Below are 26,132 nucleotides of genomic sequence, written 5' to 3' on the forward strand. Positions count from 1 at the left end.
GTGTCGGCCTGGACTGCATGATTTAGGCGCCCTCTGCTCTACTCCGACAAGGCGCGGCCTCTTCCAGCGCCACAAATCACGCTCTACGTCCAGACCGACACCCCACCCCGCCCCCGTCCCCGACCCGGGCCGCCTCTCCCAGTCCCCGGCCGGGGTTGTTCTTTTCAGCCGTCCGGCGTTTGAGGACCGGGGTCTGGGGCGGAGCCCCAGGGGTCCGGGCGCAGCCCGGGGCCCCCGCCTTCAGCCCGTCCGGCGTTTGAGGACCGGGTCAGGGCCGGCCCTGGGAACGGTGGAAGGGCGGGTCGGGGACAGCCCCGCAGGGCGGCTACAGGGCTCGGGACGCCCCGACCGGGAGGTCCCAGAGGTGCTCCCGGGGCAGCCCGGTACGGGCCCATGCGGCCCGCACCCGCTGCAAGGGCTCCATCACCGGCTCCGAGGAGAGCACGAAGGTCCCCCAGTGCATCGGAGCCATCCGGACCGCCCCCAGGTCCAGACAGGCCTGCACGGCCTCCTCCGGATCCGCGTGGACGTCCCGCAGCCACCACCGCGGGGCGTACGCCCCGATCGGGAGCAGCGCGAGATCGATGCCGGGGTGCCGCCGCCCGATCTCGCCGAACCAGTGCCCGTAGCCCGTGTCGCCCGCGAAGTAGACCTTCTTCGCGGGCCCGGCCCCGGGCCCGGCGGCGGCGCTGAGCATCCAGCCGCCCCACAGCGTCCGGCACGCGTCCAGCAGCGACCGCTTCGACCAGTGGTGCGCCGGCACGAACTCGAACCGTACGCCGCCCAGTTCGGCCGACTCCCACCAGTCGAGTTCGGTGACCCGGGTGAACCCCCGCCGCCGGCACCAGCGCGCGAGACCGGCCGGGACGAAGAGCGGTGTCGAGCGCGGGAGGCGTTTGAGGGTGGGGGCGTCGAGGTGGTCGTAGTGGTTGTGGCTGATCACCACGGCGTCGACCGGCGGCAGTTCCTCCCACCGCACCCCGACGGGGGTCATCCGGGCCGGGGTACCGAGGATCCGCCGGGACCAGACGGGATCGGTCAGGACGGTCAGTCCGCCGATCCGCAGGATCCAGCTGGCGTGCCCGGCCCAGGTGGCGGACACCGTCCCGGCGGCCACGGCGGGCAGCGGGGCGGGCGCGTAGGGCAGGTCGGGGATCCCGCGCAGCCCTTCGGGGCCGGGCCGGAAGGCTCCTTCGCGGGCGAGCCGGGCGAACGCACGCAGCCCCGGCAGCGGGGTGGTCAGCCGGTCCGCGAACGAGCGCGGCCACAGCCGGTGTTCGCCGAGCGGCCGTGGCCGCGCGTGCCGGACGCCGGTACCGGTACCGGCCCGGGTGGCCGCCGGGGGGACGTCCGGGCCGGCCCCGGGCTGGACTTCGGCCCGGACCTCGGCCCGGGAAGCCGAGGGCGCGTCCGTCTGGTCCCTCATCGAGAAGTCTCCGTTCACCGGCGGCATTCGGTATATCCGGGCGGGTTCGCGGGCGGGTCTCAGTCGGACAGCCCGGCCAGGACCGACCGGAGCCGGGCCAGGGAGTCCCGTACGTGCGGCAGCGCGAGGGGGTCGGTCGCGGTGAGCGCCGCGAGCTGCTCCTCCGGGGTGGCCCCGAGCAGCGGTCCGGTCGACAGCCGGACCCGCGGGGCGACGGGCTCGTCCGCGAACCGCTGCCCGCCGGGCGTCGGCGCGCCGAGCCGTCCGCCCAGCCAGTCCTCCAGTTCCATCGCGTCCGCGACCCCCTGCCGGGCGAGCCCCGAGCGCAGCGGCGTCAGATCGGCGTAGAGGTGGCGGCCGGCCTGCGGGGGCCTGGCCAGCGCCCCGGCCGCCAGCAGTTCCCGGTGTGCGGCCCGGGCGACGGCGCCGTGCAGGGCGGCGGCCGCGGCGGCGCGTCCCGCGACGGCGGGGGGCTCGTCGAGGGCGTGCGCGGCCGCCCCGGCGACGGGGCCCGCGACGAGCCCGCCGGTGGCGGTGAGCACGTCCAGGGTCCGGGCCCGCAGCCAGGTGCCGTGCGGGGTGCCGGGGAAGCGGATGACGGCGGCGGGCCAGCCGGCGGGCAGCAGCGCGCCGGAGAGGTCCAGGAGCACCGCGGTGTCGGCCGGCAGCATCTCGGCGGGGCTGAGCACGACGAGCCGGTCGTGGGAGCCGTGGGAGCCCGGGCTTCCGTGGGCCGGTGCGTGGGCCGGTGCGTGAGCCGGACGGTGGACGGTGTCGCGCCAGGTCTCGTCGCTGACCACGAACAGCCCGGCGGACTCGGCGGCCTCGCAGGCCTCCCGGAGCAGTTCGGGCGGCGGGACGGTCGCCGTCGGGTCGTCGGCCACGGACAGCAGCAGCACCCGCGGGTCGCCGCCCTCGGCGCGCACCCGGCGCACGGTCTCCAGCAGGGCGTACGGGTCGGGTACGCCGCCGCACTCGGCCGGGGTGGGCACGTGGTAGGCCCGCCGTCCCAGCAGCCGGACCTGCGGCGTCCACCAGGCGGGACACGGCCGGGGCAGCATGACGTCGCCGCCGTAGGCGCCGAGCAGCGCCAGCAGCAGGGCGGGCGCGCCGGGTCCGGCGGCCACGTGGTCCGGGTCGGTGGGCAGCCCCCGACGGCCCCAGTGGCGGGCCGCGGCGGCCCGTACGGGCACTCCCCCGCCGGCCGGCTCGGGGGCCGAACGCCAGGCGGCCGCCGCGAGGACGGCCGTGAGTTCGGGCAGGACGGGCAGGCCGGGCTGGGGTGGGGGCGGACCGTAGCGGACCGGGCCCCGGCCCTCGGCCGTCGTGCGCTGCATCCCCGACACCGCGCGCCACCTCTCCCTGCCGTCTCCGTGCTCCTGCCCCTGATCCCGATCCATGCCTTTATACGGTTATTCGTCCACGACCGCCCGTTGTGCGTCAGCCGCTCCTCCCCAGCAGCGCGAGCAGCCGGGTCTGGGCGTTCGCCCCGGCCGGGATCTCCAGCGGGGCGGCGTACATGCCGCTCGCGGCCAGTCCGTCGGCGTAGGGCATGACCTCCTTGATGGAGAACTCGACGAGGCCGTCCGGCAGCCGGTCGTCGGCGCCGATGCCCCGCGCGAGGTCCCAGGTGTGGACGACGCAGTCGGCGGTCAGCTCCGAGCAGTACGCCGATCCGAGCGCGGGCCCGTACGAGAGCCGGACGGTGCGCTCCAGCGCCCCGGGGATCTCGAAGGCGGTGTGCGCGGCGGCCGAGGCCTCGTCCCAGGCGGCGGCCGGGTCCGTGCCGAGGACGTCGCCGTTGAAGGTGCTCCCGATGTCCTCGACGGTGCGGCCGTCGGTGACCAGGGGCGGTATCCACAGCTGTTCGGCGGTGACGTGGTTGACCAGGTCGCGCACGCTCCATTCGCTACAGGGCGTCGGCGCGTCCCACTGCGCGTCCGAGACCGCGTGGACGTACTGGCCGAAGAGCCGCAGCGCCTCGGCGTGCCGCTCGAGCAGCGGGTCCGGCATGGATGGCATCCGTCTCACCGTCCTTCGTTCCTCCGCAATCACTGTCCTCGCCCCCACCACGCCCTGCCACCCGCTCACCCAATCCCCTTGGCAGGCAAGGATGGTGTCCACATGTCAAAACGCATATCTCAGATGCCGAACTGATCCCTTACGGTGAATCCAACGCCTCGACAGCACTTCGACGACGAAGGAGCCATGTCCCATGAACGCCATGAACGCCACGGATGCCACGGATGCCACGGATGCCGCTCACACGGCGGCTGCGCACGAGACCGCCGTCTACACCCACGGGCACCACGAGTCGGTGCTGCGCTCGCACCGCTGGCGCACCGCCGAGAACTCCGCCGCGTACCTGATCGGCGAGCTGCGTCCCGGGATGAGCGTCCTGGACGTGGGCTGCGGCCCGGGCACGATCACGGCGGACCTGGCGGAGCTGGTGGGGCCGCAGGGCCGGGTCACGGCGGTGGACGCGGCGCGGGACGTGGTCGACCAGGCTGCCGCGTACGCGAAGGAACGCGGGCTGACCGGCATCGAGTTCGCCACGGCCGACGTCCACGCGCTGGACTTCCCCGACGACACCTTCGACGTGGTCCACGCCCACCAGGTGCTGCAGCACGTGGGCGATCCGGTGCAGGCACTGCGCGAGATGCGCCGGGTGTGCCGGCCGGGCGGGATCGTCGCGGCGCGGGACGCGGACTACGCGGCGATGACCTGGTACCCCGCGACCGAGGGCCTGGAGGACTGGCTGGACCTGTACCGGCGGGTGGCGCGCGCCAACGGCGGCGAGCCGGACGCCGGGCGCCGCCTGCGCGCGTGGGCGCGGGCGGCGGGCTTCACGGACGTGACCTGTACGGCCACCTCGTGGTGCTACGCGACCGAGGAGGAGGCCGCCTGGTGGTCCGCGCTGTGGGCGGACCGTACGACGGCCTCGGCCTACGCCGGGATCGCGACCGGCGGCGGACACGCGACGCAGGCGCAGCTGGCGGCCGTCGCGGACGCCTGGCACGCCTGGGGTGCGGAGCCGGACGCCTGGTTCTCGGTACTGAACGGCGAGATCATCTGCAGCGCCTGACGCCGGGGGCGGCCTGACGCCGAGGGGGTCCGGCCCGGCCCCTCCGGTTCAGGCCGCCAGGCGTACGGGGAGCAGCTCGGGGCGCTTGGCCGTACGGCCGTCTCCGGAGGAGCGCCCGCGCAGCCGCCGCCCGATCCAGGGCCCGGCGAAGCCCACGGCCCACCGCAGCTCTCCGGCGACGCCCCGCAGACCGGCCGGGGCGGCGGGCGGCGGGCCGGGCAGCGGGCGGGTCCACGCCTCGTCGCTGCCGGGCAGCCCCAGGGCGTGCGCGACGCCGGCGGCGATCATCGCGTGGCCGGACGGCGCGGCGTGCAGCCGGTCCGCGCTCCACATCCGGGGGTCGGTGGAGGCCTCGTGGCGGGCGAAGTCGGCGACGGCCACCCCGTGCCGCTCCGCGGCCCGCCGTATGCGCTCGTTGAGCGCGGTGACCCGCGGGGCCGCTCCCTTGGCGAGCGGGACGAGCTTGGCGATGTCGGGGAAGGTGACGGTGGCGACGCGGGCGCCCTGTGCGGTGAGCGCGGCGAACATCGCCTCCAGGTGCCCGGCGACCTCGTCGGCGTCGAAGCGGGGCCGCAGCACGTCGTTGACCCCGGCGACCACGGTGGCCAGGTCGGGGCGGAGCGCGAGGGCCGGCCCGAGCTGCCCCTCGCGGACGCCCGCCGCGAGGCGGCCCCGTACGGCCAGGTTGGCGTAGAGCACGTCGGGCTCGTGCACGGCGATCATCTCGGCGAGCCGGTCGGCGCACCCGCGCAGCCCGGTGCGGTCGTCGCCGTCGCCCACGCCCTCGCTCTGGCTGTCGCCGAGCGCCACGTACCGGGCGTACCGGGTCGGCCGTCGCTGCTCACTGCTCTCCACGGGATGCCCGCCTCTCGTTCAGAATGATCGTGGTGCGCTCGTACCAGGCGCGGTTGGCCCGCTCGAACTCCAGGCCGCGCAGGCAGGTGAGGTAGGGGCCGATCCGTGCGCCGTGGCGCAGGAACTCCTCCTCCGTGTGCTCGCCGCGCATCGCGCGCAGCAGCTTCTCGAACAGCTCCGCCTTGGCCGTCGCGAAGGCGGTCCGCTCCGCGAGCTGCGCGATCAGCGCCCCCGTGTCGACGTACTCGGCCGCCTGGACCTTCACGAGCAGGTCGTCGCGGATGACGCAGGGCTTGGTCTCGGCGGCGGTGAAGCGCTCCAGCTCTGCCAGTCCCGCGTCGGTGACCTGGAACAGCCGCTTGTTCGGCCGGGTGTCCTGGACGACCTCGCGGCCCGCGATGAAGCCCTCCCCCTCCAGCCTGGCCAGCTCGGCGTAGAGCTGCTGGGGCAGGGCGTGCCAGAAGTTGGCCACGCCCGTGCCGAAGGACTTGGCCAGCTGGTAGCCGCTCAGCTCCTCGTCGAGCAGCGCCGCCAGTACGGCGTGGCGCAGAGCCATCGGTCGGTCTCCTCGGGATCGTGCGCGGCAGCGCCTTTTCGGGGACGTGTCTTCTCAAGGACGCCCGCGCCATGATAGTCAAGAAACTGACTAATCACATCGGTGACTATCAAGGAGTCCTCATGAGCGACGCCACCAGCACGGCCGACCGCTTCCGCGCCGCCGTCGCCGGCCATGACCTCGCCGCGCTGGACGCGCTGTTCACCGACGACGTCCGGCTCAACAGCCCGGTGAAGTCGAAGCCCTTCGAGGGCAAGCCGGCGGTACTGGCCCTGTTCCGCGTGCTCCTGCGCACGTTCGAGGGCTTCCACTACGTCGGCCACTTCAACGGCAGCGTCCAGTCCGCCGGCGTCCCGTTCGGGGCGGAGGGAGCCGAGGGACCGGCGACCGTACTGCCGTTCCGGACCACCGTGGGCGACCGGCAGGTGCACGGGATCGACATGCTGCACCTCACGCCGGAGGGCCTGATCGACGAGATCACCGTGATGCTCCGCCCCCAGACGGCGGTCGTGGCGGTCGGCGAGGCGGTCCTGGCCGGCCTGCTCACCGACGGCGTGGTGACCGGCTGACCGCCCGGACCGCCTGACCGGCTGACAGGACCTCCGGCGGCAGCCCAGTAGACTCGGTGCCCGTGGCGGATACCCAGTACGAAGACCTGTTGAAGCTGGTGCTCACCTCCGGGACGGCGAAGGCCGACCGGACGGGCACCGGCACCCGGAGTGTCTTCGGGCACCAACTGCGTTACGACCTGTCGCAGGGGTTTCCCCTGGTCACCACCAAGAAGGTGCACCTCAAGTCGATCGTGTACGAGCTGCTGTGGTTCCTGCGCGGCGAGTCGAACGTCGGCTGGCTGCGCGAGCACGGCGTCACGATCTGGGACGAGTGGGCCGACGAGAACGGCGACCTCGGCCCGGTCTACGGCGCCCAGTGGCGTTCCTGGCCCACCCCGGACGGCCGGCACATCGACCAGATCACCGAGGTCCTCGACACGCTGCGCCGCGACCCGGACTCCCGCCGGATGATCGTCTCCGCCTGGAACGTCTCCGAGCTGTCCAAGATGGCGCTCGCGCCGTGCCACGCCTTCTTCCAGTTCTACGTGGCCGACGGCAAGCTCTCCTGCCAGCTGTACCAGCGCAGCGCGGACCTATTCCTCGGCGTGCCGTTCAACATCGCCAGCTATGCCCTGCTCACCCACATGGTGGCGCAGCAGGCCGGCCTGGAGCCGGGCGACTTCATCTGGACCGGCGGTGACTGCCACATCTACGACAACCACGTCGACCAGGTGACCGAGCAGATCTCGCGCACCCCGTTCGAGTTCCCCGAGCTGAAGCTGCACCGGGCCGACTCGCTCTTCGACTACGCCTACGGCGACGTGAAGCTGGCCGGCTACGAGCACCACCCGGCCATCAAGGCCCCGGTAGCGGTATGAGTGCGGACCTGACCCGGGACATGAACGTAGGGCTGATCTGGGCGCAGAGCTCCGACGGCGTGATCGGCGCGGACAACGGGATTCCCTGGCGGCTGCCCGAGGACATGGCCCACTTCAAGGCCACCACCCTCGGCCATCCGGTGGTGATGGGCCGCAAGACCTGGGACTCGCTCCCGGCGCGGTTCCGTCCACTGGCCGGGCGGCGCAACATCGTGGTGACGCGCGATCCCGAGTGGTCCGCCGAGGGCGCGGAGCGCGCGGGGTCCATCGACGCGGCCCTGGAGCTGGCGGCGGCGCAGCCCGACGCGACAGCCCCCGCCACCGCGTGCTGGGTGATCGGTGGCGGAGAGGTCTACCGCGGTGCGCTGGCCCGCGCCGGCATGCTCTCGGTGACCGAGGTCGACACCAAGGTGGTCGGCGATACGCACGCCCCGGAGCTGGAACCGGCGTGGGCCGTCGCCGAGGACGGCGGCTGGCAGTCCTCGGTCACCGGCCTGCGCTACCGCATCCGCACCTACACCCGGTAGGCGAAGGCCCCGCCCACCTGGGGGGATGGCGGTGCAAGGCCTGTCGGAGGCTGACCGTAGAGTGTGCCGCCCATGTGACGCTCACATGGGCGACATCGCTCCGGGGGGAACGAAGTGCTCAACTCCGCGCGTTCGCGCGCACGGTTCAGATCCGCGAGAACCCTGCTGGTCCCCGCTCTGCTGGCGGCGCTGCTGACGCCGCTCGTCCCGGCCGCGAACGCGTTCGCCGCGACGCCGCCGGCCACCGCACCCGCGAAGGCCGACCCGGTGCGCCCACCGGCGGGCACGGTCCGCACGGCCGAACCCGCGGCGCCGGTTCCGGTCTCCGCGGGTTCGGCCGGGGAGGACTGCACACCGCTCGCGCTCGCGCCGCTCGGTGACCCCGGCAGCGCCGTCGGCAGCGCCACGATCGGGGCCCAGGCCACCGCCTGCTTCACGGTTGTCGTGAGGAAGCCGGGCATGCACCGGCTCCTGGTGTCCCACCAGTCCGCCTACGGTTCGCTGAGCTCCGGCGAGAGCCGGGTCGATTGCGGGGAACCGTTGACCCCTTCCTGGTGCGAGCTCGCGGCCGGTACGTACACCCTCTCGGTCTACAACAGGCACTGGGAGCCCATCACCAACCGTGTCGTCCTCGTCCCGTTGATGACCGCTCCCGAATGTCCGGCCGTTGCCGGCACCCGCTACGACTCCGCCCCGACCACAGGGACCACCACGGACAGTCTGGGAATCGGCTGCCACGCCTTCACCGCCGCTCCCGGCGAGCGGATCACGGCGGACTTCCGGCTGACCGAGCGCGGAGGAGGCTTCGTGCACTGGATCACGGACGGCACCGGCAAGCGCATCTGTAAGGACAGCACCGAGTGTGTGCTGCCCGCCGGGACGGGCGGCTACCGCGTCCTCACCGAGGTCGCCTCCCCCGGCGCCTACAGCCTGAAGGTCCGGCGTCTGTCGAACCCCGAGGGCTGCGTTCCGGTCGCCGCGACGGCGTACAGCTCCCCGCCCGCGCAGGGCGCCCCCCTGACCGGGTGCAGGACCTTCACCCCGGCCGTGACCGGACGCTACGACGCCGATGCCATCGATGCGCAGGGCGGGGCCTCCCCCATCAGCGTGCGTGCGGCGAGCGGATCCCCCGTCTGCGAGGCCGGGCGTGACTGCCGACTCACCGCCGGTACCCCGTACATCCTGCTCACGGAGCACGCCGTGCGGATCCTGTCCCGCACGGCCACGGCGGGCTGTGAGAACGGGGTCGCGCTCGCGCGCGACCACAAGGGCACGTTCGGCGTCCCCGGTGAGGTCGACTGCCTGAACCTGCCGGTGCCCCAAGGGGCCCGCATCGCCGTCCTGTCCGACGGTGCCGCGTCCATCACCGTCGTCGACTCCAAGGGGGCCGCCTTCTGTGAGCGCGAGAACGCTCTGAAGGACGGCTCCTGCGCCCTGGGCGGCACCGCTCCGTACCGCGCCCTCGTCTCCAAGCTCGACCCGAACGCGGAGGGCGACGTCTACCGTCTCGTCGTTCACCGCACGGACGCCCCGAGCGCCTGCCGCTCCTTCCTGCCCGGCGACTTCTCGGGGAAGCCGGTCCGGATGAGCGTGAAGACCAGCACGGAGGTCTTCGCCGACTGCCTGTCCATTGCGGCCGGCGACCACTCCACGGAAGAGCTGCTCCAGATCCAGCGGGTCTCGGGTGAATCGGTGCTGATGGTCAGTGTCCTCGACGCGAAGGGCAAGCAGGTCTGCTCCTTGGGTACGGCCTCCAGCTCCTTCTACACCTGCCCCCTGACGGCCAAGCTCGCGCACACCGTCCTCGTGCGGGGCCGGAACGTGCCCGCCGAGTTCGCCCTGACCCGCCTCGACGTCACCTCCACCGCGCGCGGCTGCGTCCCGACCCCGGCCACCGCAGTCGGCGGCCCGTCCACCGGCGGCGTACCGGCCAAGCCCGGCACGTTCTTGTGCCACCAGGTGACCACGGCCTCCGCCGCGGACACCCTGCACCTGAACGCCCGTGACGCTCAGGGTTCCACCCGGCTCCTGGGGTACAAGGCGAACGGGGAAGGCGTCTGCGACTACTTCGCCGCGGGCTGCGCCATCACCGGCTCCACCCGCTACCAGGTCCTTGTCCAGGTCCCGGAGGGCAAGACCGCCGCGCCCGCCTACCGGCTGGACGCCCTGCGCATCGGCACGGCGGCCGGCCCCGCCCCCGAATGCGTCAAGGTCCCGGACCTCAGCAACGGGTTCGGCCCGCTGACCGGCACCCTGAGCGAGCAGAAGACGGCGATCTGCGCCGTGCTCCCGACCGTGACGGGCGACAGGTTCAAGCTGAAGTTCACGCCCGCCGGGACCTTCGAGCAGTCGCCGACACCCTGGATGTACGACCAGGCCGGCCTGAAGAACGGCTGTTGGGGGTCGTACTCCAGCGAGGGCCAGACCTACGACTGCTCCCTCCCGAACGCCTCCCCGACGGCCGCCCGGCCGAGCACGCTCGTGATCGGCCTGCCGGAGAAGCCCGCGAAGGCCTCCACCGTGGTACGGGCCGGCGCAACGTGCTCCATCTCCCCCTGCGGTCAGGAGGACCTGACCATCAGCACGGTGGGGCCGTCCACGGTAGGCCGGGGCAAGGTCACCATGACCGTCACGGGCACCGGTCTGAACGAGGACGTTGCGGTCGAGGTGACCAAAGGCAGCTTCGGGGTCCAGTCGACGACCGTCTCCGTCGCTGCCGACCGGCGCAGCATGAGGGTCGCCCTGGACCTCACGAAGGCCCCGCTCGGCTCGCTGTCCGTGAGGGTGAGCGCGCGTGGCGACGAGTGGGTCAAGGGCACCGTCACCGTCGTCGCACCGATCCGTTCCACCACCGCCCCCAGCGTCAAGGGCACCGCGGTCGTCGGCGGCAAGGTCACGGCCACGACCGGATCCTGGTCACCGGCCGCCGACTCCCACACCTACCAGTGGCAGGCCGACGGGAAGACCATCTCCGGGGCCACGGCCGCGTCGTACACCCCGCCCTCCGCGCTCCAGGGCAAGCAGCTCACCGTGGTCGTGACCGCCCGCAAGGCCGGCCACCCCACCGTGAAGGCCACCAGCGCCTCCGTCCTCGTCAAGGGAGCCGCACCCAAGGCGACGAAGGCCCCGTCCATCACGGGAACGGCCAAGGTCGGGAGCGTGCTGACCGCGAACCGCGGCACGTGGACTCCCGCGCCGACCTCGTACACCTACCAGTGGTACGCGGACGGCAAGGCGATCACCGGGGCGACCCGGACCACCCTCACGCTCACCGCCGCGCAGCGCGGCAAGCGGATCACCGTGAAGGTGACGGCCCGCCGGACCGGTCACCTGAACGGCACCGCGACCAGCGGTACGAGGGGGCCGGTCTTCGGCTGACCCACCCGTTCGACGCGACAGCCCCCCGGGGCGGCCACACGGCCGACCCGGGGGCTGTTCGCGTCGAGGAGGCGCCACCGAAGAACTCCCGGCCCTCAGTCCCCCGGCGGGCGCATCCGGAAGTTGTACGCGGCCGGCAGCGGGCGGTCGGTGAGGGTGGCCCAGACTTCCGCGAGGGTTTCCTCGCCCTCCCGGAGGTCCGGCAGTTCGAAGCCCTCCTCGAAGACCCGCCGGGCCGCGCCCACATGGCCCTCCGCCGCGAGCAGCCGGGCCGCCGACAGCCTGAAGCGGCCCTCCTCGCGCAGGGCGGGGCGCAGCCGGTCCCACACCGAACGGGCCTCCGCCAGCAGCCCCGCCGCCAGCAGGGACGCCAGCGCCTCCCGGCCCAGCGCCGATTCCGCGGCGAGCCAGCCCGTGCCGCCCCGGCTCTCCTCGGTCAGGTCCCCGAAGGCCTCGGCGTACCAGCGGGCCGCCCGGGCCGGGTCGCCGGCCAGGTCGTCGGCGACCGCCAGGCACCTCAGCAGCGGCCACCGCGAGGGGGCCAGCGCCAGCCCTCGCTCCCAGCTCCGTACTGCCTGGGCGATGTCCCCGGCGTGCCACTGGGCGACCCCGAGGTGGTACTCCGTCAGCGGGTCCGCCGGGGCCGTCTCCAGCATGTCCCGCCAATGCGGGGCGACGAGGCTCGGGCCGGGCGGGGCCACCCGGCGCGGGGCGGGGAAGACCCCGGTGCGCCACAGCTCCAGCCAGGGGGCCTGGTCCTCTTCGAGGGTGTCCTCCGCGAAGGGGGTGCCGGGCAGTTTGTGGCCCCCGCACAGCACTTCCAGCGCGCCCCAGCCGGAGCCGGCCGCGAGCCGCTCCCCCGGTTCGGTGTCGGCGCACCCGCGCCACGCCTCGTAGGCCGCGTCCACGGCGGGCCCGGGCAGCGCGGACTCCAGCGCCGTCCCGGCCGCGGCGCGGGCCGCCGCCCAGTCGTCCCCGTGCACGGCCACCGGGTCCGCGGACAGGGCCCCGTAGGCCTCCAGCCAGCTGAACTCCGCGCCCGCCTCCAGCCGTACGTGTTCCAGCTGGGTCCGGGCGAGCCCGGCCTGGATCTCCGCGTACCCGGCCGTGCCGGGCTCGGTCAGCCACTCCTGCCAGCGCCGGCCGCCCTCGCCCGCACCCCAGACGAAGAGCTTGCGGCCGCGCAGCCGGGCCGTGGAGGTCTGGACGAGTCCGCGCCCGTCGGCATCGAGGGAGGCGATCCAGGGCCGGGTCCCGGCTTCGACCTCGTAGAAGAAGTCGGCGGGGTACGTGCTCCGCAGCGGGTACGTGCGGTCCGTGCCCTCCCATCCGGGTACGGGGATGCGCCGCAGGGAGCGCTCGTACCCGAAGTGCCAGGCCTCGTCGGCCGGGGCCAGGACGCGGGTTCCGGCCTCCTCGGGCACGGCGATGTTGGACCACCAGTAGACGGGTGCGGGCCGCTCGTGCGGATTGCGCACGCGGACCCCGACGTAGAGGAACTCCGAGTCCTCGGGCAGCCACAGGTCCACCTGGAAGGGCAGGTCGCGCAGCCGCTCCCACTCCCAGAGCCGCACCATCACTCCCCCGTCCGGCGCCGGGACGAGCGCGGCGTGCAAGGGGGCGCAGGACAGGGTGGTGTGGCCGGTGGCGCCGAGGTTCCACTCGATGCCGCCGGAGAACCAGGCGCCGTTCAGCGCGAAGTTGGCGGGCTGGAACACCGGGTTGCGGTAGAGCAGTTCGCGTCCGGTGGGGAGGTGGACGAGCGAATGGATCCGGCCGCCGAGGCCGGGCAGCACGGTGACGCGCAGGTGTGCGTTCTCGATGACGATCGTCTCGAAGTCCTGCTCGGTGCGCCGGCGTTGGTATCCGTCGCGGATCCGGACGGGGAGCAGGGAGCGCAGCGGCTCGTACCCGATCTGGCGTGCCATGTCGCGCGGCAGGCCCTCGCGCGAGCGCTCGTCGAGCGTGTGCACCCCGCCGGACTCGCGGAGGGCGGGCAGCGGATTCTCGGGGCCCAACGGGGCTGCGGGAAGGGTCAGTACGGAGCGGCGGACGGTGGTGGCCATGAGGGAAATGGAACACGCCACGGGCGCCGGTGCACAGGGATTCGGCGGATCACCACCGGTCAGGATTACGCAAAACCTTTCGCCGTACGGGGCGGCGGCCGATCATGGAGGCCATGAGCGAAGTGAGCAGAAGAGGTCAGTTCTTCACGGGGGACGAGTCCGGGAGCCGGTTCACCGGACCGGCGACCGGCGACGAGCGGCTGATGCTCGTCGGCATGCTGGGTGCCCAGCGCGCGACGCTGCGGCTCAAGTGTGCCGGTTTGGACGCAGAGTTGGCGGCCCGGTCGGTGGAGCCGTCCACGCTCTCGCTGCTGGGTCTGGTCCGCCACCTCGCGGACGTGGAGCGCCGCTGGTTCCGGCAGGTGCTGGCCGGGCTGGAGGCGCCGGCCCTGTTCTCCTCCCCGGCCGATCCAGACGGGGACTTCGACGGTGCGGTGTCCGCGCCCGGAGCGGCCGAGCGGGCCTGGGAGGCGTGGCGCGCGGAGGTGGAGTTCGCGGAGGGGTTCACGGAGCGGGCGCCCGACCTGGAGGTCTCCGGGAAGGACGGCTGGCGGGGCGAGGTCTCGCTGCGCTGGGTGCTGATCCACATGATCGAGGAGTACGCACGGCACAACGGCCACGCGGACCTGCTGCGCGAGCGCATCGACGGCGCGATCGGGGTCTGAGCGCGGCGGACCGGCGGCCGGGGCGGGTCGGGGCGGGACCGGGTCGGGACGGCCGGGCCCGCCCGGTCCCCTCCGAGGGGCGCGCCCTACGCGAACGCGCCCGCCACCAGGTCCGCGAGGAGGGCTCCGGCGCGCCCGTCCGGGTCCAGGTCCGGGTCGTAGATGGTGACGTTGAGTCCGACGCACCGCGGGGAGCTGATCAACACGCCGAGCAGTTCGGCGAGTTCGTCGGGAATCAGACCGCCGGGGTCCGGGCTGTCGACCGCCGGCATCACGGACGGGTCCAGTACGTCGGCGTCCAGGTGGACCCAGAACCCGGCGGTCGCCGGGGGCTGCAGCCCGGTCAGCGCGGTACGGGCCACCGGCCCGGCGCCGCGGTCGCGGATCGCCCCGACCGTGGCGGCGAAGATCCCCGCGGCGCGCAGCTCGGGGAGGTCCGGGTCCCCGTCGCGCAGCCCGAAGAGCCGTACGTCCTCGTCGCGCACGTACGGCCCGAGCCCCTCCAGGTCCGCGAGGTCCGCCTGGCCGCGGCCGGTGGCGAGCGCCATTTCCTCGCCGCCGGCCGCGCCGACGGGCCCGTTGACGGCCTCGTTGCCGGGGTGGCGGAAGTCGGCGGAGCCGTCGATCGCGGCGATGCCGTACCGCCCGAGGCGCCGCATGGCGAGGGAGGCGCCGAGCTGGATGGAGCAGTCGCCGCCGAGGACGACGGGGAACTCCCCGGAGCGCAGGTGGTCCTCGATCCGGTCGGCGAGGGCGACCGTGTACGCGGCGAGGGCCCCGGCGTGGAACACCCCGTCGCCCTCCTTCCAGTCGCCCAGGTCGTAGCGCGGCGGGACGACCACCCCGCCCTCGCGCGCGCCGAGGCGGGCCAGCAGGCCCTGTTCGCGCAGGGCCCCGGCGAGTTTGTACACGCCGGGGACGGCGCCCGGGGCCGGGGGTCGGAGCCCTAGATTGGACGGTGCGTCGAGGAGCACGAGGGTTCGCATGGACTCATCCTGTGCGATGCGGGGCCCCGGGAGGAGGGATTTCGGCCGTCATCGGCCGGGTTCGCGGTCCGGCCGGGCGCCACCGTGATCACACCGGTACCGCGAGATCATTTCGCTCACACACGGCACCCGTGAACCACTCGTAGCCTGTGGCGGTGCTGAACTACGACGAACTGACTCCGGCAGAGCGCGCGTTGTGGGACGCCTTCCCCGAAGGGCAGTGGGTGGACCTGCGCACCCGGACGCCCGAGGAGGACGATCCCGCCCGGGGAGAACGCTGGGGGCCCGAGCGCACGGTCCGGGCCTAGGTGTATTGCCCTGTGAGGTTGGGGACGCGGCTGGCGGGTGGTTTGCCTGCGAGTGCGGTGTGTCCGCGGTGGTGATTGTAGGTGTGCAGCCACTGGGGGAAGGCGTTGCGTCGTTCTTGTTCTGACTGGTAGGGGCGGGCGTAGGCCCATTCCTCCAGGAGGGTGCGGTTGAGGCGTTCGACCTTGCCGTTGGTTTGTGGCCGGTAGGGCCGGGTTCGTTTGTGGGTGATCCCGGCCGCTGTCAGCAGGTCGCGCCAGGCGTGGGACTTGTAGCAGGAGCCGTTGTCGGTCAGGACTCGTTCGACGGTGATCCCGGCGCTGGTGAAGTAGGCCTGGGCCCGGGTCCAGAAGGCGGTGGCGGTCTCTTTCTTCTCGTCGGTGTGGATCTCGCTGTAGGCGAGGCGGGAGTGGTCGTCGACGGCGGTGTGGATGTAGCTGTAGCCCAGGCGGGGTCGTTTCTTGCGGCCGGCTTGGCGGCCGAGGGCCTTGTGTCCGCCGCCGTCGGGGATGTTCCCGAGCTTCTTGATGTCCACGTGGACGAGTTCGCCGGGCTTGTCGCGTTCGTAGCGGCGTATGACACGGCCGGTCGCCCGGTCCAGATGGCTCAGGCGGGCCAGTCCGAAGCGGGTCAGGACGCGGTGCACGGTCGAGGGCACCAGGCGCAGGAGGTGGGCGATGCGGGCCGGTCCCCAGCGGCGGGTCAGGCGGACTTTGATGATCCGGCGCTCCGTGCGGGTCGGGGTCCGGCGAGGGCTGCGGTGCGGGCGGGACGAGTGGTCGCTCATACCGGCCTCACCCAGGTCCCGGTAGCGGTCGGCCCAGCGTTGGGCCGTGGTCGGGGAAACCTGGAAGCGTTCGGCGGCCCGGCGAAGCGGCCAGCCGTCCTCGACCACGCAGCGGGCCAGGCGCAGCCGTCCGGTCTCGGTCAGGGGTGCATTACGGTGGGGCATGAGGGCCTTCTGTCGTTCGGTGGAGATGTCGCAATCCACACCGAACCCGGAAGGCCCTCACCCATTCAAGACGCCTCAGCCGAGACCTGCGTCACGCGTCCACAACCTACCGGGGCAATACACCTAGGCCGTCTCTTTCGGATCAGCTCGCCGCCTGTTACCTCCAGGTCTGCAGCCTGGTGTTCAGTGCCCGTTCGCCGGTCCGGACGAAGGCCGGGGAAGGCGCCCCGTTCAATCCGTTCGTCTACACCGTCGACCTGCTCTTCCCCATCGGCGACTTCGGCCGGCGCAGCGCCTGGCACTGGACGGGGGCGACACAGTGGCTGGCGTACCTGCTGATCGCCATCGGCTGGCTCCTCACCACGACCGTGGTCGCGGGCATCTCCCGCACGCTGAACAGGAACTGACACGGCCGCACGGGGTGCGCGGTGCGGGCGCGGGGTGCGGGGTGCGGGGTGCGGGGTGCGGGAGATATCGCATCGCCCTCCGACCGGGGTCTGTGGCAGGATCCCGAGGTGATCATCACCCCGAACACCGAAGAACTCCTCCTCGCGGCCGCGTACAACAACGCCGCGTGGTGCGCCGCGGTCTGCCGCGACGGCGGCTTCACCGCCCAGGCCTGGAGCAGCCCGCGCCCGACGCCGCTCTACTACCCGGACGCCGTGACCCTCACCCGGGACACCGACACGGCCGCCCTGCTCGCCGGGATCGACACCGATGCGCCGCACGCCTCGGTCAAGGACAGCTTCGCCGCGCTCGACCTGGCCCCGGCCGGCTTCGAGGTGCTCTTCGGCGCCGAGTGGATCCACCGCCCGGCGGGCGCTCCCGGCGCCGCCCCGGCCCTGGAGTGGAGCCGGATCGCCGGCCCCGATGAGCTGGTGGCCTGGGAGACGGCCTGGGACGGCGAGGAGAGCACCGGCCTGTTCCACCCGGGGCTGCTCGCGCGGGGCACGGAGGAGGCCGGGGACGCGGAGACGGCCGGGGATTCGGGGGAGGCCGGGGACTCCGAGGAGGCCGGCGAGATCGCCTTCCTCGCGGGGCGGGACGCCCAGGGGCGGATCCTCGCCGGGGCCGCCGTCAACCGCACCGGCGCGGTCGTCGGCGTCTCCAACGTGTTCAGCGCCGACGGAACCCCGGACGACGAGGCCTGGACCGGCGCGCTGACCCTGACCGCCTCGCTCTGGCCCGGCCTCCCGGTCGTCGGCTACGAGTCGGGCGACGACCTCGACACGGCGCTGCGCCACGGCTTCACTGCCATCGGCCCGCTGCGCGTCTGGGTCCACCCGGGCTGATCGCGGCCCCCGGGCCCCGCGGCTCCCGCTACTTGCGGCGCCGGGCGAAGTAGGCCCCGCACAGCCCGCCCAGCACCGCCGCGATCAGCAGGGCGACGTACAGCGGCATCGTCACCTGCGGGATCAGCAGGCGGATCTTGGTGGGGCGGGTGTTCTCGAAGATGAACACCAGGGTGAGCACCGCGAGCGCTGCGATGCCCGCGCGGCCCGGGGCGATCTGCCCACGACCCTTGCCGCGGCTCTTGGACGTGTGGGAGCTCATGGTCCCATCGTCCGGCCGCGGCGGCCCGGGAGCTCAGTCGGACAGGGCCAACCGGGGGATGTCCCCCCGCTCGAACCCGAACACCTGCGCGTACAGCGACAGCTCCGCCTCCAGCGCCCGGACGATCGTGTCCGCGCGCCGGAAGCCGTGCCCCTCGCCCTCGAAGGCGACGTACGCGTGCGGTACCGACCGCCCCCGCATCGCGGCCAGCAGCCGCTCCGCCTGCGCCGGCGGGCAGACCGGGTCGTCCAGGCCCTGGAGCAGGACGAACGGCGCGGTGATCCGGTCGGCGCGGGACACCGGGGAGCGCTCGCGGCTGAGCAGGGCCAGGGTCTGCGGGGGGCCGGCGAGGCCGTCGACGTAACGGGACTCCAGGTCGTGGGTCTCGGCCGCGAAGCCCGTCAGGTCCAGTACCGGGTAGATGATCGCCGCGCACGCGTACAGGTCGGTGGACGCCAGCGAGGCCGCCGCCGTCCAGCCTCCCGCGCTGCCGCCCCGGATCGCGAGCCGGTCCGGGTCGGCGGTGCCCTCGGCGGCCAGGGCCCGCGCCACCGCGGCACAGTCCTCCACGTCGACGACGCCCCACTGTTCGCGCAGCCGTTCCCGGTAGGCGCGCCCGTAGCCCGTGGAGCCGCCGTAGTTGACCTCGACGACGCCGATGCCGCGGGAGGTGAAGTAGGCGATGTGCAGGTCGAGTACGGGCGGCACGTGGTCGGTGGGGCCGCCGTGCGCCCACACCACGTACGGGGGCAGCTCGTCGGCCCTGGCGCGCAGTACGGGGTGGTGCGGCGGGTAGACGTGGGCGTGGATCTCCCGGCCGCCCCGGCCGTAGAAGGTCCTGCTCTGCGGCTCCGGGTAGTACGCGGGGTCCGCCCGGTCGGCGGTCCCCGGCCCGCCCGTCCCCCCGGTCTCCTCCGCCTCCGGGCCGCCCCGGCCGCCCACCACCCGGGCGTGCCCGGTGGCCGTGTCCAGCTCCACCACCTCGTACGCGCTGCGCGGGCTGGCCGCGACCCCGTAGACCCGGCTGCCGCTGACGGCGAGGGTGGGCTGCCAGGCCGTCCACGGTCCGGCCGCGTCGACCAGGTCCCCGCTCTCCGGGTCGAGCACGCCGAGCACCGAGGAGCCCCGGCCGTGCAGGACGGCCACCAGCCCGTCGGGGAGCGCCGCGATCCAGCGCAGCCCGGGCTTCCACAGCGGCCCGCCGAACTCCTCTTCCCGGGGGCACAGGTTGACCGCCTCGCCCGTGTCCCGGTCCACCCGGTACGGGTTCCACCAGCCGCCGCGGTCGCTCACCGCGAGGAGGCTTCCGCCGGTGGTCCATTCGACCTGCGCGACGGCCTCCTCGGGTCCGCCGAGCACGGTACGGGCCTGCGCGAGCCGGCCGTCCGGGGTGACCTCGGCGAGCCGGAGCTCGGTGCCGTCCCAGGGCATCCGGGGGTGGTCCCACACCAGCCAGGCCGCCTGCCGCCCGTCCGGGGAGAGCCGGGGCCCGGAGCTGAACCGGTACCGGTCGTCGGTCAACTCCCGCACCCGGGACCGGTCTTCAGCTGCCGACCCGTCCAGCGGTACGGCGGCCAGTACGCGGCGCACATCGGTCGGCCCGGCTCCGGTGAACTCCTCCAGCACGCACCAGACTTCACCTTCGCGCAGCACCGGATCGGCCCAGCGCAGCCCGCCGCCGACCGCCGAGACGGGGGTCAGTGCCCGCGGGGCCGGACTGCCCGGCGCGTCCGGCTCGTACGCGTACAGCCGCTGGTCGGCGAAGTGGACGAAGACCACCAGCGGTCCACCCAGGGGCCGTTCGGCGCCCGCCCAGGGCAGGCCGCCGTACTCGGTGACCCGGCTGCGCACGTTCCACGGCGCGGGCAGCGCGCAGACCGCGGGCCCGCCGTCCGCGGGCCGGCGAACCAGGGCGCGGCGTCCGCCTTCGGTAGGCCGGGGCACCGTCCACCACACCTCGGCGCCGATCGCGCCGACGTACTCCGGCCTCCCGTCGAGGGAGGCCGCGAGGGCGGCGCCGATGGGCGAGGGCCAACTGCCGTAGGGGGCGGTGCCGTCGCCGCGCGCGGTTCTCACAGGGCGCGCAGGGCTCGGTCGAGGACGCGGACCCCGAAGTGCAGGGCGTCGACGGGCACCCGCTCGTCCACGCCGTGGAAGAGGGACCAGTAGTCGAAGCCGGGCGGCAGCTTGAGCGGGGAGAAGCCGTAGCCGGTGATGCCGAGCCGGGAGAACTGCTTGGCGTCGGTGCCGCCCGCCATGCAGAAGGGCACCACGTGCCCCTCGGGGTCGAAGGCCTCGACGGACTCGCGCAGGATCCCGTACGTCCGCCCGTCCACGGGGGCTTCGAGGGCCACCTCCCGGTGGTGGAACTCCCAGCGCACGTCGGGCCCGGTGAGCTCGTCGAGGGTGGCGGTGAACTCGGCCTCGCCGCCGGGCAGCATCCGGCCGTCCACGTACGCGGTGGCGGTGCCCGGGATGACGTTGAGCTTGTAACCGGCGCTGAGCATGGTCGGGTTGGCGCTGTTGCGGACGGTGGCCTCGACGAGGGCGCCGGCCGGGCCGAGCTTGTTGAGGATCTGGTCGAGCTGGAATCCGGGGGCGCGCGGGTCGACCGACATGCCCTGCAGGGCGGCGAGTTCGGTGATGCAGGCGGTGACGGTGTCGGTGAGGCGGACCGGCCAGTCGTACTCGCCGATGCGGGCGACGGCGGCGGCGAGCCGGCTGACCGCGTTGGCCCGGTTGGGCTTGGAGCCGTGTCCGGCGGTGCCGGTCGCGGTGAGCTTCAGCCAGGCGGTGCCGCGCTCCCCGGCGGCGATCGGGTAGAGGGCCTGCCCGGGGGCGGCGTGCACGGTGAAGGCACCGGATTCGCTGATGCCCTCGGTACAGCCTTCGAAGAGCCCGGGGTGGTGGTCGGCGAGGAAGCCCGAGCCGTCGATCGCGCTGTCCTCCTCGTCGGCGGTGTAGGCGATCACGATGTCCCGCCGCGGCTTCACTCCGGCCCGCGCCCAGGCCCGTACGACGGCGAGCACCATCGCGTCCATGTTCTTCATGTCGACGGCGCCGCGGCCCCACACCACCCCGTCCCGGACCTCGCCGGAGAAGGGGTCCACGCTCCAGTCGGCGGCCTCGGCCGGCACCACGTCGAGGTGGCCGTGGACCAGGAGGGCGGGGGCGGTGGGGTCGGTGCCTGCGATCCGGGCCACCACGTTGGTGCGGCCGGGGGCGCGCTCCAGCAGCGCGGGCTCGAGCCCGATGTCCGCCAGCCGCTCGGCTACGTACTCGGCGGCCGGGCGCTCCCGGCAGTCGCCGCCGCCGCGGTTGGTGGTGTCGATGCGGATCAGGCCGGAGGTGAACTCGACGGCCTCGTCGAGCGCCACCCCGTCAACGGGGGTGCCGGGAGTGACGGGGGTGCCGGAAGTGACGGGCGCGGCAGGGGCGGCGGGGCCGCTCCCGGGTCCACCCGGACCGGACATGTCAGCCATATTGCTCCTCCACCGCTGCCGAGACGATCGTGGTGACCGCCTTGAAGGTACGGATCCCCTCGTACATCGTCCCGCTCGTGTACCCGACCCTACGCTCACCCGATCGCTCGACTCCGGGCACCACGGTGGCGGCCATCGCCAGGTGCTCGGCGTCGAACTCCACCTCCACCGCGAACGGCCCGCCCCGCACCGGTTCGTACCGGACGGCGAGGGCGGTGGCCTCCTTGGCGGCGGCCCGGATGTCGGCGGCCGTGCGGGCCGGGGTGCGGCAGACGGCGGCGTAGCGCGAGACGTGGTCCTTGACGGCGACGGTCACCGCCTCCGGGGCGTAGCCGGCGGCGTCGACGCAGGTCAGGTCGTCTCCGGTGACGAGGACGACCGGGACCCCGTATTCGGCGACCACGTGCGCGTTGAGCAGGCCCTCGCTGGCTCGGGTCCCGTTGATCCAGACCCCGGTGATGGAGTTGGCGAGGTAGGTGTGGGCGAGCACGCCCTCGGCGCCGGCGCCCGTGTGGTAGCCGACGAAGGCGATGCCGTCGACGTCCCCGTACTGGACGCCCTCGACCATGGAGAGGGATTTGTGGCGGCCGGTCAGCATCTCGACGCGGGCGTCGAGCCGCTCCAGCAGCAGGTTGCGCATGGTCCAGTGGGCCTCGTTGACGAGGACCTGGTCGGCGCCCGCGTCGTAGAAACCGAGGACGGCGGCGTTCACGTCGGAGGTGAACATGGTCCGGCAGCGTTCCCACTGCGGGGTCCCCGGCAGCACGTCGGCGGGCCAGGTGACGCCGGTGGCGCCTTCCATGTCGGCGGAGATGAGGATCTTCATCGGGCCCCCGGGCGGTCGGTAGCGCTCAGGGCCCCACCCTAGCCCGCCGGCCCCGCCGGGCCTCGCGGCCACGCCCGGGCCGCGTCGGGTTGGGTCGGGGCGGGGGCGCGCAGGGTCGCGGGCAGGCTCATTTCACCCGATCCGGTGAGGCCCGATCCCCGGCCTCACCGGCAACTCACGGGCAACCCACCGGCAACGGCCGTGCTCAGCCCTTGACTTCGGCGGCCAGGTTGGCGAGGAGGGTGTCGTAGATGCGGGCCAGGCCCTTGGGGGCGAAGGTGCGCTCGAAGAAGCCGCCGATGCCGCCGGCGCCCTTCCACACGGTGGTGACGACGGCCTTGGACTTGCCCTCGCCCGCCGGGGTGACGGTCCAGGTGGTGACCATGGTGGAGTTGCGGTCCTTCTCCACGAGCTGGCCGTCGGTGGGCTCGGTGACCTCCAGCAGGCAGTCACGGACCCGCTTGCTCGTGGCCTGGAGCTTCCAGTGGACGAGGGTGCCCTCCCCGTCGCCGCCCTCGCGCACCTCGTACTCGCTGAAGTGCTCGGGCAGCACCTTGCCCCGGGTCCCGGTGTAGTCGGCCAGCGCGTCGAACACGGTCTCCGCGTCCGCCCCGATGATGCGTTCCGTGGTGGCCTCGACCTGCGCCATGGCTTTCCTCCAGCAGTTGTGTTCGCTCGTCACCGCGAAGCCAACCACCTCCGGGGCGGGCACCCAAATCCGGGGTCGGACGGGACGGCGGACGTACACGAGCAGGGTGTCGTCCGGCAGCCCGGCGAGACAGGCCGCCGCGCCGCCTTGACCCCCCAGAGGGGGCGGGGTGCGGGTGCAGCTCTCAGGATCGCCGCAGGCGCCGTGCAGGGGCGTAGCCCTGCTCGCACCACCAGCCGTCAAGGGTCAGGACGTTCTCGCCCGGAGAGGCCCAGGCGGACCCCGTACGAGACGAACCACTCCCGCTCCCGGTACGGGCCGAAGGCTTGGAAGGGGGCCTCGATGCCGCGCAGGCCTCGCCGGCCGCTTCTCCGAGCCGGTCCCGGGCCTCGCCCGGAAGGCACACCGTGTGTCCGCATCCCGCCATGGGGCGCAGCTTCGCACCCCGCACCACGCCGACCAGCGAATATCGGGGTCCGCACGATCATGGGAACGTTTGTTCTATTCTCGGTGCCAGCTACTGAGGGAGGCGCACCATGCGCTGGGACAACCTGACCGAGGGCCCCACGGGCCCGGCCGCGCTCTTCGGCGCCGACTCCGTCGTCACCCGCACCTTCGACACCCCCGAATTCCGCGGGATCACCTTCCACGAGGTCCGGGCCCGGTCGATCGTCAACCGGGTCCCCGGCGCCTCCCGCATGCCGTTCGAGTGGACCGTGAACCCGTACCGGGGGTGCAGTCACGCCTGCGTGTACTGCTTCGCGCGCAAGACGCACGGCTATCTCGACCTCGACACCGGGATCGGCTTCGACTCCCAGATCGTCGTCAAGACCAACGCCCCCGAGCTCGTGCGCCGCGAACTCGCCTCGCCCCGCTGGACCGGCGCGCACATCGCGATGGGCACCAACGTCGACTGCTATCAGCGCGCGGAGGGCCGGTACCGGCTCATGCCCGGGATCATCGAGGCCCTGCGGGAGCGCGCCAACCCCTTCTCCATCCTCACCAAGGGCACGCTGATCCTGCGCGACCTCCCGCTCATCCAGAAGGCCGCGGCCGTCACCGACGTCGGGATCTGCGTCTCCGTCGGCTTCACCGACACCGCCCTGTGGCGCACGGTCGAACCCGGCACCCCCTCCCCCGCCGCCCGGCTGCAGGCCGTCCGCACCCTCACCGACGCCGGCATCGAGTGCGGGGTGCTGATGGCCCCGGTGATCCCCTTCCTCGGGGACTCCCCGGAGCAGCTGCGGGCCACCGTCCGGGCCGTCGCCGAGTCGGGCGCGACCTCCGTGACGCCCCTGGTACTCCATCTGCGCCCCGGGGCACGGGAGTGGTTCACGGCCTGGCTGGGCGAGCACCACCCCCACCTGGTCGAGCGGTACGAGCGGATGTACGCGGGCGGCTCGTACGCGCCCACCTGGTACCAGCGGATGATCACCCGCCAAGTCCACGAGCTCGCAGCCGAATTCGGCATCGGCCCCGGCGGCCCTGGACCGGACCGCCGGATCGTCGTACCGGAGCGGCAGGACGGGCCCGCGCCCGCACCAGGGGCGACCCAGCTCAGCCTGCTCTGAGCACCCGTACGACCGTACGACCGACTGAAGGGTCATCACATCGGGCCAATCGGGGCCCCAATCCCCCCTTCCGCGCGCAGGTTCCGGGACGATTCCGCCCAGAACCCTCGGCTGGGAGGCCCCATGCTGCACCCGATGCTGCACTCGACGAAGAACAAGCCCGGTCCCGCTCTGCGGCGCGCCGCCGTCCTGCTGGCGGTGTCCACCCTCGCCGCCGCCCTGGCGAGTCCGGTCACGGCCGCGGCCCCGGCAGCGGCAGCGCCCGCTCCGGCCGCCGAAGCCCTGAAGTGGTCCGGCTGCGCGACCTCCCGCTACCCGACGCTCCAGTGCGCCTCCCTCAAGGTCCCCCTCGACCACGACAGCCCGGCCGGCCGGCAGATCTCCCTCGCCCTGACCCGGGTCCCCCACACGGCCGCCCGCACCCAGGGCCCGCTGCTGGTCAACCCCGGCGGGCCCGGCGGCAGCGGACGCACCCTGGCCGGGTTCATCGCCTCCGCGCTGCCCAAGGAGGTCGCGGGCCAGTACGACGTGATCGGCTTCGACCCCCGCGGCGTCGGCAAGAGCGAGCCCACGCTGGACTGCGGCGCGGGCCACTTCACCCCCGTACGGCCCGACTCCGTACCGCTGGACGAGGAGACCGAGCGGGCCAACCTGGAGCGGGTGAAGGCCTTCGCCGAGTCCTGCCAGACCAAGCACGCCGACGTCCTGCCGCACATCGGCACGGTGTCGGCGGCCCGTGACATCGAAGTACTGCGCACCGCCCTGCGCGCCGACAAGCTGAGCTACTTCGGCTACTCCTACGGCACCTACCTGGGCGCGGTGTACGCCAAGCTCCACCCCGACCGCGTGCACCGCCTGGTCCTGGACTCCGTCGTCGACCCGGCCGGGGTCTGGTACGAGGACAACCTCGCCCAGGACCAGGCCTTCGACTCCCGCCACAAGGCCTTCCTGGCCTGGGTGGCCCGGTACGACTCCACGTACCACCTGGGCACCGACCCGGCCGAGGTCGAGTCCCGCTGGTACGAGATGCGGACCGCGCTGCGCACCGCCCCGGCGGGCGCCAAGGTGGGCCCGGCCGAGCTGGAGGACACCTTCATGCCGGGCGGCTACTTCAACGGCTACTGGCCCCACCTCGCGACGGCCTTCGCCGCGTACGCCGTGGACGGCGACCCGAAGCCGCTGGTCTCGGCGTACGAGAAGTTCGGCGCGGTGGAGCCCTCGGCGAGCAACAGCTACAGCGTCTACACGGCCGTGCAGTGCCGGGACTCGGCGTGGCCCAGGAACTGGAACCAGTGGCGGGCCGACATGTGGCGCACGCAGGCCAAGGCGCCCTTCATGACCTGGAACAACGCCTGGTACAACGCCCCGTGCGCGTTCTGGCCGACCGAGCCGCTCCAGGCCCCGGACGTCACCAACTCGGCGCTCCCGCAGGCGCTCCTCTTCCAGGCGACCGAGGACGCGGCGACCCCGTACGAGGGTGCGGTGAGCATGCGGCGCAAGCTCGCGGGCTCGGCGCTGGTGGTCGAGGAGGGCGGCGGCAACCACGGCATCGCCCTGAGCGGCAACAAGTGCCTCGACGAGAAGCTGTCCGCGTACCTGCTGACGGGCAGGGCCGCGGACGCCGTCTGCCCCGCCCAGCCGGCCCCCACCCCGATCCCTGCGACCCGCGCGGTCCCGCCGTCGGCGGGTGGCGCGGCGCTGCACGGGCTGCTGGGCTTCCGGGGCTAGTGATCTGGTTTTGAGTTCTGTGCTCGCCCCATGAGTCGTGTTCTGTTTCAGATCTTGGGTTTTGCCTGACGGGGCCGGTTTTGGTCCGGTG

General features: G+C 73.3%; 23 protein-coding genes and 1 pseudogene. 11 read left to right on the forward strand and 13 right to left on the reverse strand.

Going from position 1 to position 26,132, the window contains the following annotated elements; all coding sequences use genetic code 11:
* Positions 1-325 precede the first annotated feature (325 nt).
* From ACFWBW_RS37160 to ACFWBW_RS37170, 3 genes are all read right to left on the reverse strand, one after another.
* Complete coding sequence (locus ACFWBW_RS37160; RefSeq protein ID WP_385382733.1) at positions 326-1,426, reverse strand: MBL fold metallo-hydrolase; 1,101 nt, start codon at positions 1,424-1,426, stop codon at positions 326-328.
* A gap of 59 nt (positions 1,427-1,485) precedes the next feature.
* On the reverse strand, positions 1,486-2,763 hold the full coding sequence (locus ACFWBW_RS37165; RefSeq protein ID WP_385382736.1) for an aminotransferase class I/II-fold pyridoxal phosphate-dependent enzyme: 1,278 nt from the start codon (positions 2,761-2,763) through the stop codon (positions 1,486-1,488).
* 103 nt (positions 2,764-2,866) lie between these two features.
* A complete protein-coding gene (locus tag ACFWBW_RS37170) occupies positions 2,867-3,439 on the reverse strand; it encodes a TIGR03086 family metal-binding protein (RefSeq protein WP_385382791.1) in 573 nt (190 codons plus the stop codon).
* 211 nt (positions 3,440-3,650) lie between these two features.
* On the opposite strand from ACFWBW_RS37170, the gene ACFWBW_RS37175 reads away from it, so the two are divergent.
* Positions 3,651-4,511: a class I SAM-dependent methyltransferase gene (locus ACFWBW_RS37175; protein ID WP_385382794.1), complete on the forward strand. Its 861-nt coding sequence runs from the start codon at positions 3,651-3,653 to the stop codon at positions 4,509-4,511.
* 48 nt (positions 4,512-4,559) lie between these two features.
* On the opposite strand, the gene ACFWBW_RS37180 is transcribed toward ACFWBW_RS37175, so the two are convergent.
* Both ACFWBW_RS37180 and ACFWBW_RS37185 read right to left on the reverse strand, forming a co-directional pair.
* Positions 4,560-5,366 (reverse strand): SGNH/GDSL hydrolase family protein, encoded by an 807-nt coding sequence (locus tag ACFWBW_RS37180; RefSeq protein ID WP_385382739.1) that lies wholly within the window; start codon positions 5,364-5,366, stop codon positions 4,560-4,562.
* Complete coding sequence (locus ACFWBW_RS37185; RefSeq protein ID WP_385382742.1) at positions 5,353-5,922, reverse strand: PadR family transcriptional regulator; 570 nt, start codon at positions 5,920-5,922, stop codon at positions 5,353-5,355. Before ACFWBW_RS37185 ends, ACFWBW_RS37180 begins: the two co-directional genes overlap by 14 nt.
* A gap of 122 nt (positions 5,923-6,044) precedes the next feature.
* Between ACFWBW_RS37185 and ACFWBW_RS37190 the strand changes: the two genes are divergently transcribed.
* From ACFWBW_RS37190 to ACFWBW_RS37205, 4 genes are all read left to right on the forward strand, one after another.
* Positions 6,045-6,491, forward strand: a complete 447-nt coding sequence (locus ACFWBW_RS37190) for a nuclear transport factor 2 family protein (RefSeq protein WP_385382745.1) — start codon at positions 6,045-6,047, stop codon at positions 6,489-6,491.
* A 62-nt stretch (positions 6,492-6,553) separates the two neighbouring features.
* The gene (locus tag ACFWBW_RS37195; RefSeq protein ID WP_385382748.1) at positions 6,554-7,351 is read left to right on the forward strand and encodes a thymidylate synthase; all 798 of its coding nucleotides are present in this window, start codon (positions 6,554-6,556) and stop codon (positions 7,349-7,351) included.
* A 20-nt stretch (positions 7,352-7,371) separates the two neighbouring features.
* Positions 7,372-7,878, forward strand: coding sequence for a dihydrofolate reductase (locus tag ACFWBW_RS37200; protein WP_385382797.1), 507 nt, complete (start codon positions 7,372-7,374; stop codon positions 7,876-7,878).
* 114 nt (positions 7,879-7,992) lie between these two features.
* On the forward strand, positions 7,993-11,256 hold the full coding sequence (locus ACFWBW_RS37205) for a hypothetical protein (protein ID WP_385382750.1): 3,264 nt from the start codon (positions 7,993-7,995) through the stop codon (positions 11,254-11,256).
* 95 nt (positions 11,257-11,351) lie between these two features.
* Here the strand turns inward: ACFWBW_RS37205 and ACFWBW_RS37210 are convergent, their stop codons facing one another.
* Complete coding sequence (locus ACFWBW_RS37210; RefSeq protein ID WP_385382753.1) at positions 11,352-13,322, reverse strand: DUF5107 domain-containing protein; 1,971 nt, start codon at positions 13,320-13,322, stop codon at positions 11,352-11,354.
* Positions 13,323-13,435: 113 nt separating this feature from the next.
* On the opposite strand from ACFWBW_RS37210, the gene ACFWBW_RS37215 reads away from it, so the two are divergent.
* Positions 13,436-13,987, forward strand: coding sequence for a DinB family protein (locus tag ACFWBW_RS37215; protein WP_385382756.1), 552 nt, complete (start codon positions 13,436-13,438; stop codon positions 13,985-13,987).
* Between the two features lie 86 nt (positions 13,988-14,073).
* Here the strand turns inward: ACFWBW_RS37215 and ACFWBW_RS37220 are convergent, their stop codons facing one another.
* Positions 14,074-14,973, reverse strand: a complete 900-nt coding sequence (locus ACFWBW_RS37220) for an arginase family protein (RefSeq protein ID WP_385382759.1) — start codon at positions 14,971-14,973, stop codon at positions 14,074-14,076.
* Between the two features lie 155 nt (positions 14,974-15,128).
* On the opposite strand from ACFWBW_RS37220, the pseudogene ACFWBW_RS37225 reads away from it, so the two are divergent.
* Positions 15,129-15,278, forward strand: a pseudogene (locus ACFWBW_RS37225) (oxidoreductase); the annotation flags it as partial.
* Here ACFWBW_RS37225 and ACFWBW_RS37230 read toward each other — a convergent pair.
* The gene (locus ACFWBW_RS37230) at positions 15,278-16,231 is read right to left on the reverse strand and encodes an IS481 family transposase (RefSeq protein ID WP_385382762.1); all 954 of its coding nucleotides are present in this window, start codon (positions 16,229-16,231) and stop codon (positions 15,278-15,280) included. The pseudogene ACFWBW_RS37225 and the gene ACFWBW_RS37230 overlap by 1 nt on opposite strands.
* Before the next feature lie 179 nt (positions 16,232-16,410).
* On the opposite strand from ACFWBW_RS37230, the gene ACFWBW_RS37235 reads away from it, so the two are divergent.
* Both ACFWBW_RS37235 and ACFWBW_RS37240 read left to right on the forward strand, forming a co-directional pair.
* Complete coding sequence (locus tag ACFWBW_RS37235) at positions 16,411-16,638, forward strand: hypothetical protein (protein ID WP_385382765.1); 228 nt, start codon at positions 16,411-16,413, stop codon at positions 16,636-16,638.
* A gap of 114 nt (positions 16,639-16,752) precedes the next feature.
* Complete coding sequence (locus ACFWBW_RS37240; protein WP_385382800.1) at positions 16,753-17,523, forward strand: hypothetical protein; 771 nt, start codon at positions 16,753-16,755, stop codon at positions 17,521-17,523.
* A gap of 28 nt (positions 17,524-17,551) precedes the next feature.
* Here ACFWBW_RS37240 and ACFWBW_RS37245 read toward each other — a convergent pair whose 3' ends face one another.
* From ACFWBW_RS37245 to ACFWBW_RS37265, 5 genes are all read right to left on the reverse strand, one after another.
* A complete protein-coding gene (locus ACFWBW_RS37245; protein WP_385382768.1) occupies positions 17,552-17,785 on the reverse strand; it encodes a DUF1049 domain-containing protein in 234 nt (77 codons plus the stop codon).
* A gap of 33 nt (positions 17,786-17,818) precedes the next feature.
* A complete protein-coding gene (locus tag ACFWBW_RS37250; RefSeq protein WP_385382771.1) occupies positions 17,819-19,861 on the reverse strand; it encodes a prolyl oligopeptidase family serine peptidase in 2,043 nt (680 codons plus the stop codon).
* Complete coding sequence (locus ACFWBW_RS37255; protein WP_385382774.1) at positions 19,858-21,267, reverse strand: M20/M25/M40 family metallo-hydrolase; 1,410 nt, start codon at positions 21,265-21,267, stop codon at positions 19,858-19,860. Before ACFWBW_RS37255 ends, ACFWBW_RS37250 begins: the two co-directional genes overlap by 4 nt.
* Positions 21,260-22,093, reverse strand: a complete 834-nt coding sequence (locus ACFWBW_RS37260; protein ID WP_385382777.1) for a M55 family metallopeptidase — start codon at positions 22,091-22,093, stop codon at positions 21,260-21,262. Before ACFWBW_RS37260 ends, ACFWBW_RS37255 begins: the two co-directional genes overlap by 8 nt.
* A gap of 205 nt (positions 22,094-22,298) precedes the next feature.
* Complete coding sequence (locus ACFWBW_RS37265; RefSeq protein ID WP_385382781.1) at positions 22,299-22,742, reverse strand: SRPBCC family protein; 444 nt, start codon at positions 22,740-22,742, stop codon at positions 22,299-22,301.
* A 536-nt stretch (positions 22,743-23,278) separates the two neighbouring features.
* Between ACFWBW_RS37265 and ACFWBW_RS37270 the strand changes: the two genes are divergently transcribed.
* Positions 23,279-24,313: an Rv2578c family radical SAM protein gene (locus ACFWBW_RS37270; RefSeq protein WP_385382785.1), complete on the forward strand. Its 1,035-nt coding sequence runs from the start codon at positions 23,279-23,281 to the stop codon at positions 24,311-24,313.
* A 123-nt stretch (positions 24,314-24,436) separates the two neighbouring features.
* Positions 24,437-26,041 (forward strand): alpha/beta hydrolase, encoded by a 1,605-nt coding sequence (locus tag ACFWBW_RS37275; protein WP_385382788.1) that lies wholly within the window; start codon positions 24,437-24,439, stop codon positions 26,039-26,041.
* Positions 26,042-26,132: the final 91 nt, after the last annotated feature.

The organism is Streptomyces sp. NPDC059957, assembly GCF_042730015.1.
In the GTDB taxonomy this organism is placed as follows: Bacteria; Actinomycetota; Actinomycetes; order Streptomycetales; family Streptomycetaceae; genus Streptomyces.

Bases quoted from the DNA above. Each gene is read 5' to 3' on its own strand.
- ACFWBW_RS37270 (WP_385382785.1), top strand. From the start codon at position 23,279: ATGCGCTGGGACAACCTGACCGAGGGCCCCACGGGCCCGGCCGCGCTC.
- ACFWBW_RS37210 (WP_385382753.1), bottom strand. From the start codon at position 13,322: ATGGCCACCACCGTCCGCCGCTCCGTACTGACCCTTCCCGCAGCCCCG.
- ACFWBW_RS37245 (WP_385382768.1), bottom strand. From the start codon at position 17,785: ATGAGCTCCCACACGTCCAAGAGCCGCGGCAAGGGTCGTGGGCAGATC.
- ACFWBW_RS37175 (WP_385382794.1), top strand. From the start codon at position 3,651: ATGAACGCCACGGATGCCACGGATGCCACGGATGCCGCTCACACGGCG.
- ACFWBW_RS37170 (WP_385382791.1), bottom strand. From the start codon at position 3,439: ATGCCGGACCCGCTGCTCGAGCGGCACGCCGAGGCGCTGCGGCTCTTC.
- ACFWBW_RS37260 (WP_385382777.1), bottom strand. From the start codon at position 22,093: ATGAAGATCCTCATCTCCGCCGACATGGAAGGCGCCACCGGCGTCACC.
- ACFWBW_RS37160 (WP_385382733.1), bottom strand. From the start codon at position 1,426: ATGAGGGACCAGACGGACGCGCCCTCGGCTTCCCGGGCCGAGGTCCGG.
- ACFWBW_RS37200 (WP_385382797.1), top strand. From the start codon at position 7,372: ATGAACGTAGGGCTGATCTGGGCGCAGAGCTCCGACGGCGTGATCGGC.
- ACFWBW_RS37165 (WP_385382736.1), bottom strand. From the start codon at position 2,763: ATGCAGCGCACGACGGCCGAGGGCCGGGGCCCGGTCCGCTACGGTCCG.
- ACFWBW_RS37275 (WP_385382788.1), top strand. From the start codon at position 24,437: ATGCTGCACCCGATGCTGCACTCGACGAAGAACAAGCCCGGTCCCGCT.
- ACFWBW_RS37190 (WP_385382745.1), top strand. From the start codon at position 6,045: ATGAGCGACGCCACCAGCACGGCCGACCGCTTCCGCGCCGCCGTCGCC.
- ACFWBW_RS37220 (WP_385382759.1), bottom strand. From the start codon at position 14,973: ATGCGAACCCTCGTGCTCCTCGACGCACCGTCCAATCTAGGGCTCCGA.
- ACFWBW_RS37255 (WP_385382774.1), bottom strand. From the start codon at position 21,267: ATGGCTGACATGTCCGGTCCGGGTGGACCCGGGAGCGGCCCCGCCGCC.
- ACFWBW_RS37185 (WP_385382742.1), bottom strand. From the start codon at position 5,922: ATGGCTCTGCGCCACGCCGTACTGGCGGCGCTGCTCGACGAGGAGCTG.
- ACFWBW_RS37215 (WP_385382756.1), top strand. From the start codon at position 13,436: ATGAGCGAAGTGAGCAGAAGAGGTCAGTTCTTCACGGGGGACGAGTCC.
- ACFWBW_RS37265 (WP_385382781.1), bottom strand. From the start codon at position 22,742: ATGGCGCAGGTCGAGGCCACCACGGAACGCATCATCGGGGCGGACGCG.
- ACFWBW_RS37230 (WP_385382762.1), bottom strand. From the start codon at position 16,231: ATGCCCCACCGTAATGCACCCCTGACCGAGACCGGACGGCTGCGCCTG.